The organism is Aureispira sp. CCB-E (genome assembly GCF_031326345.1).
Lineage (GTDB): Bacteria > Bacteroidota > Bacteroidia > Chitinophagales > Saprospiraceae > Aureispira.
In genome coordinates, this window is record NZ_CP133671.1 from 2,288,345 (window position 1) to 2,306,838 (window position 18,494).

At 35.6% G+C, this 18,494-nt stretch carries 12 protein-coding genes; 8 read left to right on the forward strand and 4 right to left on the reverse strand.

Features of this window, described 5'->3' with window-relative positions; all coding sequences use genetic code 11:
- Positions 1-121: 121 nt before the first annotated feature.
- The 4 genes from QP953_RS08785 (at position 122) to QP953_RS08800 (ending at position 6,577) form a co-directional block, all read left to right on the forward strand.
- The gene (locus QP953_RS08785; protein WP_309554676.1) at positions 122-1,837 is read left to right on the forward strand and encodes a TonB-dependent receptor; all 1,716 of its coding nucleotides are present in this window, start codon (positions 122-124) and stop codon (positions 1,835-1,837) included.
- 148 nt (positions 1,838-1,985) lie between these two features.
- A complete protein-coding gene (locus QP953_RS08790) occupies positions 1,986-2,618 on the forward strand; it encodes a hypothetical protein (protein WP_052598423.1) in 633 nt (210 codons plus the stop codon).
- Between the two features lie 284 nt (positions 2,619-2,902).
- Positions 2,903-5,374: a metallophosphoesterase gene (locus QP953_RS08795; RefSeq protein ID WP_309554678.1), complete on the forward strand. Its 2,472-nt coding sequence runs from the start codon at positions 2,903-2,905 to the stop codon at positions 5,372-5,374.
- A gap of 324 nt (positions 5,375-5,698) precedes the next feature.
- Positions 5,699-6,577, forward strand: a complete 879-nt coding sequence (locus tag QP953_RS08800; RefSeq protein WP_052598425.1) for a hypothetical protein — start codon at positions 5,699-5,701, stop codon at positions 6,575-6,577.
- 137 nt (positions 6,578-6,714) lie between these two features.
- On the opposite strand, the gene trxA is transcribed toward QP953_RS08800, so the two are convergent.
- From trxA to QP953_RS08815, 3 genes are all read right to left on the reverse strand, one after another.
- Positions 6,715-7,032, reverse strand: coding sequence for a thioredoxin (trxA, locus tag QP953_RS08805; protein ID WP_052598426.1), 318 nt, complete (start codon positions 7,030-7,032; stop codon positions 6,715-6,717).
- Between the two features lie 175 nt (positions 7,033-7,207).
- Positions 7,208-7,756 (reverse strand): carboxymuconolactone decarboxylase family protein, encoded by a 549-nt coding sequence (locus QP953_RS08810; protein ID WP_052598427.1) that lies wholly within the window; start codon positions 7,754-7,756, stop codon positions 7,208-7,210.
- A gap of 262 nt (positions 7,757-8,018) precedes the next feature.
- The gene (locus QP953_RS08815) at positions 8,019-8,867 is read right to left on the reverse strand and encodes a helix-turn-helix transcriptional regulator (protein WP_309554679.1); all 849 of its coding nucleotides are present in this window, start codon (positions 8,865-8,867) and stop codon (positions 8,019-8,021) included.
- 315 nt (positions 8,868-9,182) lie between these two features.
- Between QP953_RS08815 and QP953_RS08820 the strand changes: the two genes are divergently transcribed.
- Positions 9,183-10,622: a sugar transferase gene (locus QP953_RS08820; RefSeq protein ID WP_309554681.1), complete on the forward strand. Its 1,440-nt coding sequence runs from the start codon at positions 9,183-9,185 to the stop codon at positions 10,620-10,622.
- Between the two features lie 153 nt (positions 10,623-10,775).
- Complete coding sequence (gene speE, locus QP953_RS08825) at positions 10,776-12,080, forward strand: polyamine aminopropyltransferase (RefSeq protein WP_052598430.1); 1,305 nt, start codon at positions 10,776-10,778, stop codon at positions 12,078-12,080.
- A gap of 100 nt (positions 12,081-12,180) precedes the next feature.
- Here speE and yidC read toward each other — a convergent pair whose 3' ends face one another.
- Positions 12,181-14,145, reverse strand: coding sequence for a membrane protein insertase YidC (gene yidC, locus QP953_RS08830; protein WP_052598431.1), 1,965 nt, complete (start codon positions 14,143-14,145; stop codon positions 12,181-12,183).
- 274 nt (positions 14,146-14,419) lie between these two features.
- Here yidC and QP953_RS08835 point away from each other — a divergent pair, with 274 nt between their 5' ends.
- Both QP953_RS08835 and QP953_RS08840 read left to right on the forward strand, forming a co-directional pair.
- Positions 14,420-15,607, forward strand: a complete 1,188-nt coding sequence (locus tag QP953_RS08835) for a HAMP domain-containing sensor histidine kinase (RefSeq protein ID WP_309554682.1) — start codon at positions 14,420-14,422, stop codon at positions 15,605-15,607.
- Between the two features lie 378 nt (positions 15,608-15,985).
- Entirely contained in the window at positions 15,986-18,484 is a 2,499-nt protein-coding gene (locus QP953_RS08840) for a TonB-dependent siderophore receptor (protein WP_052598433.1), read from the forward strand.
- The last annotated feature ends 10 nt before the right edge of the window (positions 18,485-18,494 follow it).

Below are 18,494 nucleotides of genomic sequence, written 5' to 3' on the forward strand. Positions count from 1 at the left end.
CCATCAAGTTTCTTTTTCTCGTTTGCTTGTGAAGTTGTTTTTGGAAAATGCGCAGCATATGCCCAAACAGCTTTATAGATAAAAATAAAAGTCTAATCTTTTGAGCTTTAAAATTAGAATAATGAATAATATAAATAGAGTAATTTTATGGTGCTTATTGTTGGCATTTTGTCAAATCGGGACAGCACAGATTATAGATGACACTCAGACAGAATTTCTGAAACCATTTCGTGCAAAATTGGCAAAAAGCAAAAAGTTTGAGGCAGCTCCTTTATTGCCCAAACTGGATACTAATGCCAATAAAAAATTGAATTATGTTGTCCCGACACATTTGTCAACATTAGCTTATCCTGCGCCTGTCATTCGCCCTTTGGCAATGCCTAAAGCTAAGGATGCACCAGTGTATAGTTTTTATGCAAAAGCTGGATTTGGTTATCCTTTGTCTCCTTTGGTAGAATTATCTTATTATAATAAAGATATCAACAACTTGAAGTTTGGCTTGAATGCTCGACACCATTCTGTTATTCAAGGATATTTGCCCAATCAAAGTTTTACTAAGACGCATTTTGATGCGAATGCGACCTATTTTACTCAAAAAAATCTAGCTGTTGGAGCTCGTTTTGAGTTTAATTTTAACACCAATCGCTTTTATGGATTTACAGATTCAATAGAGACAATTACGATTAGTGAGGATAGTATGCGTCAGCGTTTTGTAGATGTAAAAGGAAATATTAATTTATTTAATAGCACAATTAATAAGGCAAATTTCAATTATCGTGGAGATATTGATTTTTATAGCTATAGCGATGCTTTTGGTTCTAGCGAGTTTAGTTTGACTCCTAATATAATGATAGAGAAGTGGTTTGGAAAAAGTAAGAATAGGCATCCTTTGCGTTTGAATGTCGGTCTCAATTATTTGTCCTTTGATGATGTTCCTATTACAATTGACAGCACAACAACAACAGCCACAAAAAGTATTTTCTTATTTTATTTTCATCCAACCTTTACCGTTAATGCTGGAGACTTCAAAGCTCGTTTAGGGGTGAATTTAGGTGTTAATGAAGGTAATTTCTTTATTCATCCAGATGTTGAATTGTCTTATTCTATTGCAGGAGGTGCTTTTATTCCTTACGCAGGCGCAGTCGGACAAGTACGCCAAAACAGCTTCCGTTCTTTGACTTACTACAATCGATTTTTGGTTTCCAATCCAGAATTGCATCACACCAATTATTTGGAATTGTTTGGTGGTTTAAAAGGTTCTATCAAAAAGATAGGTTACGATGTTAAAGCAGGTTATGCGATTACTCAAAACTTGCCTTATTTCTTGAACGATACTTCTGATAGCTTGGCTCAGTTTTCTAGATTCCGACCAGTATACGATACCACAGGAATCGTCTTTGTGAGAGGAACACTGGATTTCAGACTATTAAAAGATTTGGTTGTTGGAGGAACAATAGGTTATAATATTTATAATACAAAAAATTACGAAAAAGCATTTCATTTGCCTACATTCGAGAGTAATTTCTTTATTACTTATAATATGTATTTTAATGGAAAAAAATCAAAGCCGAAAAAGGGTGGACGTAGAGATAGTAACTACTTGTCACTCAAAGCGGAGTTGTTTGTAAATGCAGGAGTACCTTATTTGGATGAGACCAATACTGTAAAAGTACTACAAGGCTTGTACGATTTTAGTTTTAACATTCGTTATCAAGTTTCTCCTAATTTTGCGCTTTTTGCAGATTTAAATAATATTATACACAATCAAAATCAACGCTGGTACTTGTATCGACAATTAGGATTTAACGGTATGGTTGGCTTAGAACTGAAGTTCTAATTAAAAAGCAAAACGCCCTCTACTAAAAATACAAACGCATGTAAGTCCTAAGATTTGCATGCGTTTTTTTCGGAATACCGCCTATTAACAATAGTTAGCAGCGTAGCTAACTACTATATTAATAGATTATCACACAAGGAATAAAATAATGAAGCAAACCATTTATTTCCTGACTTTCTTTTTTTTAATAATGCACACCGCATTGGAGAGCACAGCACAAGAATGGAAAAAAACAGAATTCAGCAAGGGAGATACTTTAGTGCATATAGAGCTTTATGTAGACGAAAAAGGAAAACCTATCGCTGATTCTTTAGGAACCCATAAAATCGTTTCGGAGTATAAGAATTATTATTTGTTAAAATCAGAGCGATTTGGTTTAGATGGTGCCCGAACGGAAGATCATCGAGGAGTCCACCAGCAGGTTATTTTTTTGAAAAAGTTTTTCAAGTTTTATGATAAAGAAGGCAATCCATTGCAATGGGTAAAAGAACCTTATGCTTATGAGCAAAGCAATGCGACTTATTGTATTTTTAAATACAATAAACACAGCGATTTATTGGAAGTCTGTTTTTATAAAGATGATGTGCTAGAAAAAGGAACGGCAGGGGTATATGTTCGGAAGCGAACGGATGCGGTAGAATCCTACAAAGGCATGATTCATAAATACCAATACAAATATTCTCGCAATCGCAATACAATTAGAGAATATACCTACAACATACGAGGCGACTTTGTTGAGATGAGGATTCTAAAACGAAAACGAACTAAGAAAAAAGGGTAATCAACGACCACGAAGTAGCAGCATAGCTAACTACTAGTAGTTAATAAGATGGTATAAAATATTGGGGATTGATGTTACTTTATTTGTCCGTTTTAGAGGAAAAACGTCCGTTTTGGATGTTTTTAAGAAAGAAGCATTCACAAAATATCCTCAATGTCCGTTTTTGAACCAAATCTGTCCGTTTTATATACAAAAAATAAGAGTTATTTGGATCAATAGTTAGCTGCGCTGCTAACTACTATTGGATAATAATATATTTTTTATCACACGAATAAATAACTCAAATGAAAAACCTACCGATTTTTACCGTTAGAAATCCAGAACTTTCCCGTTGGCAATCTTTTGTAGAGAAAGCCCTAAAAGAGAAGCACCCTAATTTATCTCTGGGTGAGATTCGAAATTTACCAGAGTTGCAAGGTTGTTGGTTGCATGTAAAACAAGCTATGGAAGGGAGCACCCCAAAAGCTATTGATGGAAATTTTGATACCAATAACATCGAACATCATGCTTATGCTTCGGCTTTCTTTTTTAACGCTGCCAAGGAAGCTAGTAAAGCTAAAAACACCACTAATCTTAGTACAAGTATAGATACTTGGTCTTATAGTACGGCTGAATGGTGGCAGTGGTTGGGGCAGTCGATTTACTCAGGCTATTTGTCTTGGGATTATCTAACAGGCAACTGGATGTATCGAGATTACGAAAAAGAAGGAAATGGAAATATTAATTATAGTGTGATTGACTGGAAGTTGCCATCTGACTCCAAAGTTGCATTGATTGGAGATTGGGGAACTGGTAATACCGATGCGCATGAATTTTTAAGAGCACTACTTGCCAAGGAAGAAATAGACTGTATCATTCACTTAGGAGATATTTACTATACAGGAACAGAGGATGAATGCACCAATTATTTTTTAAATGTTATTCGTCAAGAAATTGGGAGCCAAGTGCCTGTCTTTACGATTCCTGGCAATCACGAGTATTATTCTTTTGGGCATGGATTCTATGGTCTTATTGATACCATTAACAATGGGATTCCCATTAGTAATACTAGACAAGCAGCGAGTTATTTTTGTTTGAGAACAGATAATGACGAGTATCAATTTCTGGGATTGGATACAGGATATAATGATCACAGCGCTTGGGATACTAATTTTACACCACCAGCACCAGCACTCAAAAGTAGCAACGATTATAAATGGGCAATCGATAAAATCAAAAACTTTCGAGGTAAGACGATTTTATTGTCCCATCATCAGCTATTTTCGCGTACTGGAGATATGAATTCGGATCAATATGGCGATAGTTATGCGAATCCACACTTATACAAGCATTTTTCCCCTTTCTTTCACAATAAAATTGCCACTTGGTTTTGGGGGCATGAGCATAGTTTTGCTTTGTTTAAAAATGGCGCTTTTGGGTTGAACCAAGGCCGCTTAGTTGGGAGCAGTTCCTATGAAGAAGCGACTACGGACAATCCTTATGCTAACAATTATCCAATGGTTCCTTATAGCGATGCCAATACATTTTTAGCAACAAATCCTGCTTATAATAATGACCATGATGCTAATTATTATTACCCACACGTAGGAGCAATTATTACAATGAGAACCAATAACAACCCTAAGGTAGACTATTATCGTTATCCTTCTTGGGAAAATGGTCATGCGCCTAGCAATCCTCAACTCACCTTAATTACTTCTGAAATTATTCAAAACCCTACCAAAAGCCCTACTGGAGGATGGAGTGGCAATCATCAAATAAAATCAAGCAATGCTCAGTCAAATAAGGCACCTGCTTTGGCTACCATAGGAGAGGACTTATATATGGTGTATAAGAATACCAACGACCATAAAAACTTATGGTGGGATCAACCTTCCTACGATACTTTATCGGGGAAGATAATAAGCAATCCCTCTATCTTACCAGTGGATATTTCAACAACAGGAAGCGATAAGACTCCAACCACAGACAAACATCCAGCAATGGTTTATTTTGAAGGACAGTTGCATCTTGTATACAAAGACAGTGACAATAGTAATTTGAAATGGTGTGTCTACAATCCTGATACTCAACAATGGACAAAAAATGGAAATCCTAATAGCAATATGGTCTCTAATAATGGTCCTTCTTTGGCGGTCTTTAATGGGGTGTTGTATTGTTTCTTTTTGAGTACTAGTGACGATGCTACTATTAAATATGCAACATGTAATGGTAGTTCATGGACGTATGAAGGAAGTTTTAAAAAGAATGGTACTGCTGTGGTTTCTCACCATACGGTTTGTCCTGCTGTTGTGGGCAATGCAAGTAATTTGTTTTTAGTGTACGCCCCAAGTAGTTCTTCGTATAATTTAGCCGTGGTTAGAATGGACACCTCAGGAACTGTTTATGATGTGGGCAATGTAACCAATAACAATACCTTAAATGACTTTGTTCCACAGACGAGCACGAGCATTTCAGTTTGTGGCGACGACAAATTCTTGCGACTGCTGTATCGAGCACACGACAATGACCATAAAATTAGTTGGGCTACCTTGGACTTAGGCTATTATGATGATTATGATCAATTTATAGCTTATGATTTGAATACCCAAACACCTACTTGGTCAGGAGGACTGCCTATTGTTTGTCTTAACAATGGAGATATTCCTCAAACATCGGATTTTCCTGGTTATTGCATGAATGATAACTATTCATTTATGGCTTACCCTGGCAATAGTAGTGATCAACTTTGGTCTGCCATTCAAAAAAATTGGTAAGGGACTTCGGATTGGTTATAGAATGTTATCTCTAATTTAGAGCAAGGTCTGTCTACGGTAGTAGATGGACTTTTTATATTTTTTTTGTAAAAAAAATGATAATTACCCAACCTTTTACCCCATTATTCCCATCTTATAAGATAGACGTTTCCCAATTTGCACGTTATAAGATTAAATAACTGTTAGTAATGATCAATAGTTAGCTTCGCTGCTACTAAATGATAACGCAAATAGAATATTAAACTTTTATAAACTACGTCTAAATCGCTTTATCCTTTGCATATACCAAGTAAAAGGATATTTTTGCAAAAAACAAACAACTATATGATTAAGTTTTATCAAGTTTTGGGATTGATGATAGCCCTCTTTTTGGGAGGCTGTATTGAAGATAATAATCCCTCACGTCCTGCTTATGTTTATATTGAAGATATTTTCTTTGAAGCAGACACATCCTTAGGACAAGGTTCTTCGTCTTCTAATATTACGGATGTTTGGGTTAGTGTTGATGGGCAATTATTAGGAACCAACAACTTGCCTGCCTTATTTCCTGTTATTTTGGATGATAATTTTCAGGTAAATAGTGTTCGAATTTCTGCGGGAATTAAAGACAATGGTATTACAAATACGAGAGCGATATATCCTTTTTATGATCCTAATGTAACAACGGTTGATTTAGAATCAGGAAAGATTGATACCTTCCGCCCAACTTTGTATTATCCTTCTAATGCAAATGTTATTATTGTTGAGGACTTTGAAGATCCTAATCAACCTATTTTTACAGATGATTTGGATGGAAACCCCAATACAGAAATGATTACTCAGATGGATGAAGTATTTGAAGGAAATTATTCTGGAGCACTTGTGCTGGATAGTGCCAACTTGGACTGTACGGTAGCTACATCTACGCATTATTATAACCTAAATAACATTTCTGCAACGGCTGTTTATTTAGAAATGAACTTTAAAACCAACACCCCATTTCAAGTAGGATTGGTAGCTCATTATGGTTCTAATGACACAGAAGTATTGTACAAAGGTGGAGTGAATGCAACAACTACTTGGAAGAAAATTTATTTTAACTTGACAGAAGAAGCCTATGGTGCTAATGCGGCAGAATATTCTGTTATTGTTAGAGCCTTGAAAACAGCGGATATCGATCAGCCCCAAATTTATGTGGACAACATAAAATTGTTACACTTCTAGTTGGTTGACATTTGTATGGTCTATTTTACGACCAATTTTAAGGTTTTACCCAAAAGCTGAAATAAAAAAGGTGCCCAGTCATAGCAATGACTTACAAGCACCTTTTACGCTGTATTTAGTCGATAAAAACTTTTAATCTATTTACTATAAGTTGCGAATCTTGATTGTAGAGCAGCTTCTGATTGGAACCCAACAAGTTTTTCTTTCACTACCTTGTTTTGAATAAAGAACAAGGCAGGAATACTGCGTACATTTAATTTGCTCGCTAAAGCATTGTGTTGATCGATATTGACCTTTGCAACTTCTATTTTGCCATCGTATTGATTGGCTAGTTTTTCAACTGTTGGTAATAATGCTTGACAAGGGCCACACCAATCGGCATAGAAGTCCAGTAAAACAGGTTTGTCTTGTTCCATCAAGCGGTTAAAATCTTGAACACTTTTTATTTCTTTCATGATAATATGATTTTTGTTTTGAACAGGTCGTTTATGAATGGGGATAACTGTTTATACAACAAAGATAAGGGAGTAACGATGGACTTTGTTAGGCTATTTTTCCCCACTACTTGGCTAAAAGTCCTTTTCTTGTTAAATCAAGCACTGACAAGTCTCCAATCAATGAATTAATTCCTTAAGCTTTAACAGAATCTAATTCTGGAGCTAGAGGGAAATCAATTGCAAAATCGGCTAAGTTGTGAATGTAATTACTAATGGTTTTGTCGCCAATAACAATAACGGTATCAATCAAATTAGCCTCTGTATAGCCTGCTTCAAAGAATGCTTTTTTTGCGTTTTCATCTGCTTTGCCTCTATTGACTACGGTAGATTTTGCAAACTTTACCAAAGCATCTAATTTGGCATCAAAACTGGCACTCCCGCCACGAATTTCTATGATTTGAGCTTCAGAGAATCCATGCATTTTGCCTAAAACGGTATGAGCAGACTGGCAATAACGACAGCCATTCACTTGGCTAACAACCAAATTGATAATTTCCCTTTCTTTTGCTTTTAAAGTAGATTTTCGATTTTGTAAAGCTAAGTAATCAGGAAGTGCGGTTTCGCTCTTAGCATAATAAGCATACAAGTTAGGAACGAAACCCAAACTTTTTTGTAGTTGATCAAAAATTGCTTGATTGTTAGCAGATACATCTTCTCTTGTTGGAACTGTGAAGTTTGACATTGTCTTTAAATTTTTTTATGAGATAGAAAGTAGCAAGAAAACTACTGCTTTCCGTTAATTAATTTGATAAGACAAAGATGAGGGAAAAGAAGATGGGATAGTTAGGCTAGTTTTCCTTAGAATTTATCAATTTATCCCTAATGTTGTTTTTATTAATAAAAGCCATGCATCACAATAGTTAGTTGCATGCGATTTTGTGATTGTTGAGAAGAGATTATAGACAATTTAAGATGCTTTTAAGCGAGCTACTGCTTTCTAAAAATTAAAGACTAGGTTTGTTTTCACTAAGGTGCATTTCTCTAAATTCGGAAGGAGAGGAGCCTTCATTCTTCTTGAAAAACCTGCTAAAGGATTGAATATCGTTAAACCCAATCTGGTAACCAATTTCAGAAATAGGCTCATTGGTGTAACTAAGCAATCGTCTAGCTTCTAGCATACGGCGGTTTTTGATTAATTCTAGTGGCGTTCGATGGCTTATTTTTTTGAATAAGTTAGCCAGTGTTTTGGGCGATTTGTTTAGTAATTTAGCATATTCACTAACAGTATGTTTTTCTCTAAAATGCTGCTCAACCAAGAAATTAAACGCTCGTACAACGGTATCGTTGTTGTGTTCGAGTTGGTCAAAATTTTCTTGTGACTTGTAAACTCTAGTGCAAAGAATTAAAATTCTTTTGAGCATCATCTGCAACATTTCTAATTGCAAATTGTCTCTAGATTCCATTTCTATACACAACATCTTCCAAGCAGTCTCTAATATATCAGCATCTTTATTGGTTAAATTAATAATGGGCAAATTTGAAGAGCCAAAGTAAAGAATTCCCTTACAACCAACTTCGCTATCGTGATTGCTAATGCAATAGAAAGGACGATTGAACCGCAAGAGTTGCAAGCCTTGAATTTGCACAGGCTTGATATTATGAAATTCAGTAGTACAAATAATTTGATTTTTGTTGAATGTATACTGAACGGCATCAATAACTAAAACATTGTTATCAGTATTAAACCATAAAAGGGAAAGCCGTTCGTTGCCTACTTCTTTTAAAAGATAGCAATTTTCTTTTGAAATAGTTACGACTTCAAAATATTCATTGGTACTGCCTATATACTTCATTGCTGATGGTGTTGCTGTCAATTTTTGAAAAACATTGGATGAAAACTGATTAGAGAAAGTAAATTATTAATATTAGATGAATTTTAATTGTTTTTTCTGTAAAAGGAAGGTAAATTTCTAATCATTGGGTTCGATTTATAAAGAAACAAATTTTTAATAGAAAAGAATTTCAGTTTGTTGCAAGCGTCTAGGAATTGTGTAGAATAATACGCTATATTTGAAGAGAGAGGACTTAGAGACTCATTGTTTCGAAAATCGCAATTAATTTTATTACCTTTGTCACGAAAAAAACTATCTGCACAACTTAATTTGGGAATGAAATCTTGGCGACTCCCGCAAGGGGTTTTATTTTATGCTTTTTGTGATTACCTAACTGCCGCATTATCGTGGTTTGTTTTTGTAATCTTTAGAAGAATCATCATAGAAGGTCGACCATTTTCGATCTCGATTTTTCAAGATGATAACTTCTTGTATAGTATGTTGGTTGTGCCAGGGATTTGGTTGATGGTATACATTATTTTTGATAGTTATAGAAATGTATACCGCATGTCTAGATTAACCGAATTTGCAAGAACAATTTTTGCCAGTTTAGCGGGCGGCTTGCTTTTGTTTTTTACCATACTTTTGGATGATTTGGTAAATTATTTAGGAGGATACCATGCATATTATCTTGCTTTTGGTGGTTTGTTGACCATTCACTTCTCTTTGACGGTATTTTCAAGAATGCTTTTGCTAAGTATTGCCAACCAACGCATTCGATCAGGAAAGGTGGCTTTTAATACAATCATAGTAGGACGGCATCCCAAAATAGAGGGCATCTACTCCGAAATTATCAATCGAGAACACCGATTAGGCTACGACATTATTGGTTATGTCTTAACAAAGAAGAAAAAAAATTTATTGCATCCTCTAGCCGAAAAACTACCTGAATTAGGAAATGTAGATAACTTAAATGAACTGGTTTTAAAACATCAAGTAGAAGAGGTGATTTTGGCATTGGAAAAATCAGAACATACCAAGCTCAAAAAAATTATAGGAATTTTGGATCGGCATAGTCATACTGTGCTGGTACGAGCGATACCGCAAATGCGTGAAGTTCTACTTGGTAAAGTAAATATGCCGAATGTACGAGGGGTGGGGCTACTAGAAATCAAAACCCACTTTATTCCTCTTTGGTTGCGTGTTGTCAAACGGTCAATGGATGTAATTGCATCGTTCTTGGTCTTATTGCTTTGTAGCCCTTTGTATCTTTTTGTCGCCATTCGGGTACGGTTGTCTTCCGAAGGACCTATTTTTTACAAACAGGAACGCATCGGACGATATGGAAAACCATTTATGATTTACAAATTTCGTTCTATGTATTTGGATGCGGAAAAGGGAGGTCCTCAACTATCTTCAGATACAGACGATCGTTGTACACCTTGGGGACGTGTCATGCGCAAATACCGTTTGGATGAAATTCCTCAATTTTGGAATGTGCTCAAAGGAGATATGTCCTTGGTTGGGCCTCGTCCAGAACGGCAATTTTTTATTGATCAAATCGCTCAAAAAGATCCTAGAGTACACAAACTACACAAAGTACGCCCTGGTATTACCTCTTGGGGACAAGTGCAATATGGCTATGCTTCTAATGTAGAAGAAATGATTGAACGCCTAAAATTAGATTTAATATACATAGAAAACTTAACGCTAAGTTTGGATATTAAGATTATGATCCATACCGTTTTAGTTATCCTAAAGGGAAGCGGGAAGTAAAGACTAAAAGATAGACCAAAGTAAGTCTTAAAAAAATAGCCATAAGCATAAAAATTATTAATCTCTAGTGTATATTTGTTGGCTAATTAATTCCTTGGAACTAATTGAGTAATTTTCATAAATTAAATTATTAAATTAAGCTCTTATAAAAGTATGAGTAATGCACTAGGACGACATATTTTAGTCGAATTTTTTGGTTGTTCTTCAACTATTTTGAACGACGTTATTATAATAGAAAAAGCAATGGTAGATGCGGCTAAAGCTGCTGAAGCGACCGTGATTAACTCTACCTTTCATCATTTTTCACCTTATGGTGTTTCTGGTGTTGTTGTTATCCAGGAAAGCCATTTAGCCATTCATGCTTGGCCAGAATATCAGTACGCAGCCGTAGACATTTTTACTTGTGGGGAAGAAGTTGACCCTTGGATTGCCTATGATTTTCTAAAAAAAGCTTTTGAAGCCGATCATGGTTCTTCTATGGAGCTTAATCGAGGGCAAAAGCAACTGTTGAAGCGTATCAATGTTGATTATTTGAGCAAAGATAGAGAGTTAGCAGAAGAGGAATTAAATCCTTTGTTTAAGAGGGATGTATGGTTTACCGATAAGGATGAGAATATAGCCCTTTCTTTACGTCATACTGGAAATTTGTTGTACAACGAAGTTTCTCCTTACCAACGTGTTCGTGTTTTGGAAAGTTATGCTTATGGCAAGACGCTATTGATTGATGATATGGTGATGGCGACAGAGAAAGATGAATTTGTTTATCACGAAATGATTGCGCATGTTCCTGCCTTTATTCACGGCAATCCTAAGAGGGTATTGGTTATAGGTGGCGGAGATGGAGGAACTGTTAGAGAGTTGTTTAAGCATGAGAGTGTAGAGGAAATTGTCATGGTTGAAATTGATGAGAAGGTGGTAGAAGCTTCTAAGTTGCATTTGCCTCAGTTGTCTTGTGAATTTGACAACCCTAAGTTAGATTTGCGTATTCAAGATGGTATCCAATATTTGAAAGAATGCGATGAAGCTCGTTTTGATTTAATTGTAATTGATGGTAGTGACCCAGAGGGGCCGGCAGAAGGGTTGTTTAGCCCTGCATTCTACAAAGATGTTTATCGTGCCTTGAAACCAGAAGGTGTTTTAAATTTACAAAGTGAAGGTCCTTTGTTTAATACCGAAGCTTTCTTGGATTTGAATCAGTGTATTGGAGACATTTTTGGAAGAAGCTCTATGGCTTGTTATCTAGCGTATATTTCTACTTATCCGACAGGTATGTGGAGTTTTACCGTAGCACAAAAAGGAAAAGAGTTGGAGTACACCAACTTCAATTTGGCTGATGCAGCTATTTTCTCAGAGCAGCAAAAATTACAATATTATACACCAGAAATACATTATGCTGCTTTTGCTTTGCCTCCATTTGTTCGCACTATGATTGAGGAGCGTAACGCTATTAAGGCTTAAAGTAATAATTTGTACAATTAATACATTTATCGTTATAAACGATAAAAATAAAGGCGAATTGCAATCTGCAATTCGCCTTCTTTATAAAGTACTTATTTATTTATTTCTTGCCTTTTTTCTTTTGGCGTTCCATTTCTTTTTGTTGTTCTGCTAACAACTCCTGATACTTCGCCATGAAGCCTTTTTTGCCACCAGGTTGTTCTTTATAGTTGCGTTTTTTCTCTAGCAACTCTTCTCTAAGCTTATCTTTATTAATCAAAACATTTTTGGTAATAAAGGTTTGTGCAATGTTTAATAAGTTACTGAATAACATATAAGCGGTCAAACCTGCTGCCCAGCTATTCAATGCAAAGAAGAATAAAACAGGGAAGGCAAATTGCATGTATTTCATCATTTTCATATTCGCACCGCCACCTGCTGCTGCGGACATATCCATTTGTTTGCTATTGTACCACAAAAATGCAAACATAGAAAGCATCCACAATAAGGTAAATAAACTAACATGATCGCCATAAATGTCATATATAAATGGAATGTATCCAAAATCCAGAATAGAGTCGTAACTAACCAAATCATCTGCCCATAAGAAACTTTCTTGACGGAAAGAAATAGAAGAAGGGAAGAAACGATACAAAGCAATCCAAATAGGCATGGTCAATAACATTGGCAAACAACCACCTAGAGGATTTAAGCCATATTCTTGGTACATTTTCATTTGAGCCGCTTGCATTCCTGCTGGGTCATCTTTGTACTTAGCGCGCATGGCTTCCATTTCAGGTTTCATAACCCCCATTTTAACCCCATTTAAAATCATCTTATATTGTAGAGGGAACAATGCTAGACGAATTAAAAGTGTTAACAATAGAATAATAATGCCATAATTGGAAATGAACAAGGCAAAGAAATTGAATAATGGGCGAATAACAGAGCGGCTAATAAAGCCAAAAATACTCCATCCAAAAGGTATGATTCGCTCAAATTCATTGCCCATCGTCACCAACTCATTGTAATCGTTAGGACCAATATAAAATTGCATGTCATAAGCCGCAGATTTTTGATCTCTAGTAGCAATCTCAATTTTTGAATCTAAGATTTTAAGAAATTCTTCTTTATCGTCTACTACATAAGCACCCACATTGGCAGATTTGAAGGTTGTTCCTTCTTGTGCAAACAAACTAGCATTAAAGAACTGTTGAGATTGAGAAACCCATTGTACAGGAGCATCTAATTGCTCTTCGTTGGTAGTTCTACAGTCGCAATAATCAAAGCCATCTTCTTTATTTTTGTAATAAACTGTTGTCATGGTCTTTTCGTAATGCGGATTTTTTTCAATCTTACGAACATAAGTGTACCAATCTAACACAATATTTTTATTACGAGGCATTGAGGTATTGATGCCTTCCAAGTTTAATTGATAATCCAACACATAATTATCATTAATGGTATATTTTTGCTCAATGTATTGGCTCTTGTCGTCGGCATAGGCGCGCATTTTCAGTGTATTGCCTTCCAAAATAGGCTCAAAATACAAGTCTCCTGTCGAAATATCTCCTTTAGATGCGCCAGTTAAAGGAATGTAGTAAGAAAATCTATTGTTGGGGTTGTCCATCAAGACAAGAGGCTCCTTGTCGTAAGGATCTTCGGTAGTGTGGTCGTACTGCAAAAAGCCTTTTACCTCCACTTTGGCAATAGAACCACCTTTGGTATTAAAAGTGATTTTTAACTTTTCGTTTTCCAAGGTAGCTTGTTCTTCAGAACCGATTGCTGCTGAGGTGAAAATACCATATTGGTTACCGAGCAAATCTTTTTGTAATTGTTGCTGCACACTATCTTTTTGTTCATCTGTTAGTGTGGTGTCTTTTTGAATTTGTTGAACTTTTAGCTCTGCTTGTTGCTGTTCAGCCTTTGTTAAACTGTCTAAGTATTCTTGTTGGCGAATCGCTTCTGCTTGCTCTTGTTGCTGCTGTTCGATTTCTTCTTTGGTAGGACCTGTTAAGATACTGTATGTTAACCATAAGAGTACCAATAACATAATACCTGTAAACGTAGAATTGTTTGATTTCATTTTAAGTAATGCGTTCTAACCGTTTATTTTATTATAAAATATCATCTTTCATTTGAGAGTGCAAAGATAAGTAAAAAACAAAGTTATTCAAACGATTGTAAGAATTGTACTTTCCCTATCAACCTTTTATTCGTAGGCATAGTTCCACTTTAATTTTTTCCTAGTCGATAATAATCTTACCTTTGTCTGAATTAGTGGGCGTTGTGTGTATTAAATTTAGGGGTATAATAAAATATGGTCCACTTATCCATCATTCATTTTTTATATACAATCAATGAAGAAACCTAAACTATACGAACGTACTAGATGGCGATTTGCCTTAATCATTATAGCTTTAATAGTGGTCGCCACTTCTATTTTGTATACCAATACGGTTGTGTATCAACTGAAATTGGATGAAGAAAAGCGTGTGAAATTGTGGTTTGATGCTCAAAAGGCTATGTTTAATGCAACACCTGAAGAAGTTGAGTTTTGTAACTTTGAGTTATATTTTAGCATTATGGAAAGGAATTCTGATATTCCGATTATTCTGACCGATGAGCATTACAGAATTATGGATGTGATGAATTATGAGGACAAAGATGCAATAAAAGATACGGCTTATTTTAATAAGGAGATTGCTTACTTAAAAAAGCATCAAAAACCTTTGGTTATAGAAGATGACGTGATCAAAAACTATTTGTTTTATAGGCAATCTACTTTAATTACCAGTCTAGAATGGTTTCCTTATTTTCAATTTGCTTTGTTGGGAGTGTTGTTAATGCTTTCTTATTTTACCTTTAGTTTCAATCGACAAGCCGAACAAGAGCGGGTATGGGTTGGTATGGCAAAAGAGACCGCTCATCAATTGGGAACGCCTCTAACTTCTTTAATGGGGTGGATTCAGAATATTAATATGATGTATCCAGATGATGAAGACCTATTGATGATCGCTGAAGAAATGAATACAGATGTCGAGTTGTTAAAACTGGTTGCTGATCGTTTTTCCAAGATTGGTGCCGTCCCTAAGCTAGAACCTATCAATGTTTATGATAATTTGAACAAACATCTTCAATATGTCCAGCAGCGAGCTTCTAGAAAAATCACCTTTGATTTTCCTGATCCGACCAAGCACGCCGCTTTAATGGTTAATATTAATCCTTTGCTATTTGATTGGGTGGTAGAAAACTTATTAAAAAATGCCTTAGATGCTTTGGAAGGCAAAGGTCAAATAGAAGCAAGGGTAATTGATGGCGAATATTTTGTACACATTGATATTTCAGATACAGGAAAAGGAATTCCCAAACGCAGCTTTAAATCAGTTTTTCAGCCAGGCTATTCTACCAAAAAGCGAGGCTGGGGCTTAGGGTTGTCTTTATGCAAAAGAATTGTTGAGAAATACCATAATGGTAAAATTTTTGTGCTGAAATCTACCGAAGGAAAAGGAACGACTTTTCGAATTCAATTACCTCAAATAAAATAGCCTTTATTACAAAAAAAAATCTTAATAAAATCTGTACAAAAAACTCAAATAACAAAAAAAAATAGTGTCCTTTAGTAGTTTGTTGAAACCACGCAGTAGCAGCGCAGCTAATATGAATGTACTTTTTTATCTTTTGAGTAAAAAGTAAACAACTAAGCGATAGCGATCTCCTAAAATAATCAACAATCAATGTCATAACAATGTAGTTAACTACAATTAATAAATTAGATCAAATGTTCATGGTGTGAAAACTGTGGTTGTTACAGCACTAGATTACTTACTATTTTAATGAGTATGGCTCTTTGTTCATCATTCCCCCAATTAAATATTCAATAACACTTTGCAGAAATTGAGTAATCAAACGTTATTAAAACTATTATGCTGAAATTTTTTACGTTCTTTTTTACACTTTTTGTTCTACAAACATCTCTTAAAGCCCAATATACAGATACCATTCGTGTGATTGATGAAGATGGATTTCCTGTTATTAATGCCTCTGTTTTTATTGTTGATAAGATTGATAATGTCTATGAAATTGACTCTGCAAGCCAACAATTAACAGACATTGATGGGAAGGCAATTTTTAGAGATATAGGGTATGATAATCGTGTTCATATTGCCAGCATACAACATCGAGAAACTACTTTGAGTATTCACGATATTCGTGCAAATAATTTGGAGGTTGTTCTTGAATCAGGGTATCTGACTATGATTCAGGTAATCGGGAAAGGGACAACGAATGAGAAAATTCCGCTTTCTGAAATTCCGAATAAAGTGACTGTAATTGACCGTAAAGATATAGAATTGTACAATCCGCAAACTTCTGCCGACGCTCTAGCGCAAAGTGGGGATGTATTTGTACAAAAAAGCCAAATGGGAGGAGGAAGCCCAATTATTAGAGGCTTTGAAGCAAACAAAGTTTTATTGGTAATTGATGGGGTGAGAATGAATAATGCTATTTATAGAAGTGGTCACTTGCAAAATGCAATTACAATAGATAATGCAGCAATTGAGCGAGTAGAAGTGCATCATGGTCCTGGCTCTGTGATGTATGGAAGTGATGCCTTGGGTGGGGTAATGCATTTTTATACCAAAACGCCCCGTTTGCGTTCTAAGGATTTAAAGCCAATGGATGCCAATGTGTATACTCGTTTTTCCACAGCTAATTATGAAGCAACGGTACACGCCGATGTAAATGTGGGCAGCGAAAAAATAGCTTCTTATACTAGTGTGACGTATTCTGCTTTCCAAGATTTACGAGCAGGACGTTTGAAGAGTAGCCCTAATATGACACTGAACTGGAACCGCTATTTTTATGCAACTAGAAACGACAGTGCAGATATTGTGGAAGTCAATGAGAATCCTAATGTACAGGTTGGAACTCGCTATTCGCAATTAGACGCTATTCAAAAAATTCGTTTTAAACCCAAGCAAGGACTAGAGTTTTTGTTCAATTTGCAGTATTCTACCAGTAGTAATATTCCTCGTTATGACCAATTGACAGAAGGAGATGTGACAATTGCCAATGGTCAAATTACAGAACAAACATTTAAATATTCAGAATGGTTTTATGGTCCTCAACAGCGTTTGTTTGGAGCATTAACAGCCAAGATTGACAACGACAATATTGCTTTGTTTAGCCAAGCGAATATTACAGCAGCGTACCAGAAAATTGACGAAGATAGAATCACTAGAAAATTTGATGATCCATTGAGAAGGATACAACAAGAGGATGTTCATGTTTTGACGTTAAATGCAGATTTTATCAAAAAAATTGGCAAAAAAAATAAGCCCAAATCTAAACTATTGTATGGTGTAGAAGCAACGCATAATATTGTTCAGTCTAGAATTAAAACACAAAATATTTTGACGGGAGAATTGTCTAATAGAGGTATAGGAACTCGTTATCCAGATGGAGGAAGTTTTATGACAACAGCAGGGCTTTATGCAAGTTATAAGTTAAAACTAGGAGAAAAAGCCAATGTTATAGGAGGGGTAAGGTATGTGTTTTCTTATACTTCGGCTAATTTTTTAGATACCGTTTTGTATAGTTTGCCTTATAGCACCATTGTTGCTTCGAACCATGCCGTGACAGGGAGTTTGGCTTTGGCTTGGGATATGGGAAAGCAATTTCAGTTTAATACTGCATTTTCTTCCTCTTTTAGAACTCCTAATATTGATGATAATGGAAAAATTCGAGCGAAAGGAGATAATATAACCATTCCTAATCCATCCATAAAACCAGAGCAAGCACTGAACTTTGAGGCAACACTTGGCAAGCAGTTTAAACAGAAAGCTTGGTTAGGGGCAACGTTTTTTTATACGCATATTTTTGATGCTATTTTGCAAGAACCTTATAGTTTGAATGGTGTAGATTCTATGTATTATGATGGCTCTTTTAGAAGTATTTATTCTAATATTAATGCAGGGCAAGCAACCATATGGGGACTTAGTGCTAATTTGAAAGTAGAGTTTACGGAGAATATTTTTATGAAAATGGGCGTAAATTATACAGAAGGAAGAGAATTAGAAACGGGGATAGAGCCTCAACCTTTAGCACATATACCACCTTTGTATGGGCAATTTGAGTTGGGCTACAAGCGCAAAATATTCCAGACGCGTTTCAACATTCGATTTAATGGAGCTAAGGAACTAAAAGATTATTCTAATGATAGTTCTGAAAACTTGGATAAAGCATTGCCAGAAGGAACACCTGCTTGGTTTACCGTAAATATTTATGCAAGTTTCCGTTTGCACAAATTCTTCTCGATCAATTTGGGGCTAGAAAATTTGTTAGACTGGCATTATCGTCCTTATGGTTCTGGTGTTTCTGCGCCTGGTATGAATGTTATTGTAACTTTAAGAGGGCATTTTTAGAAATTATATC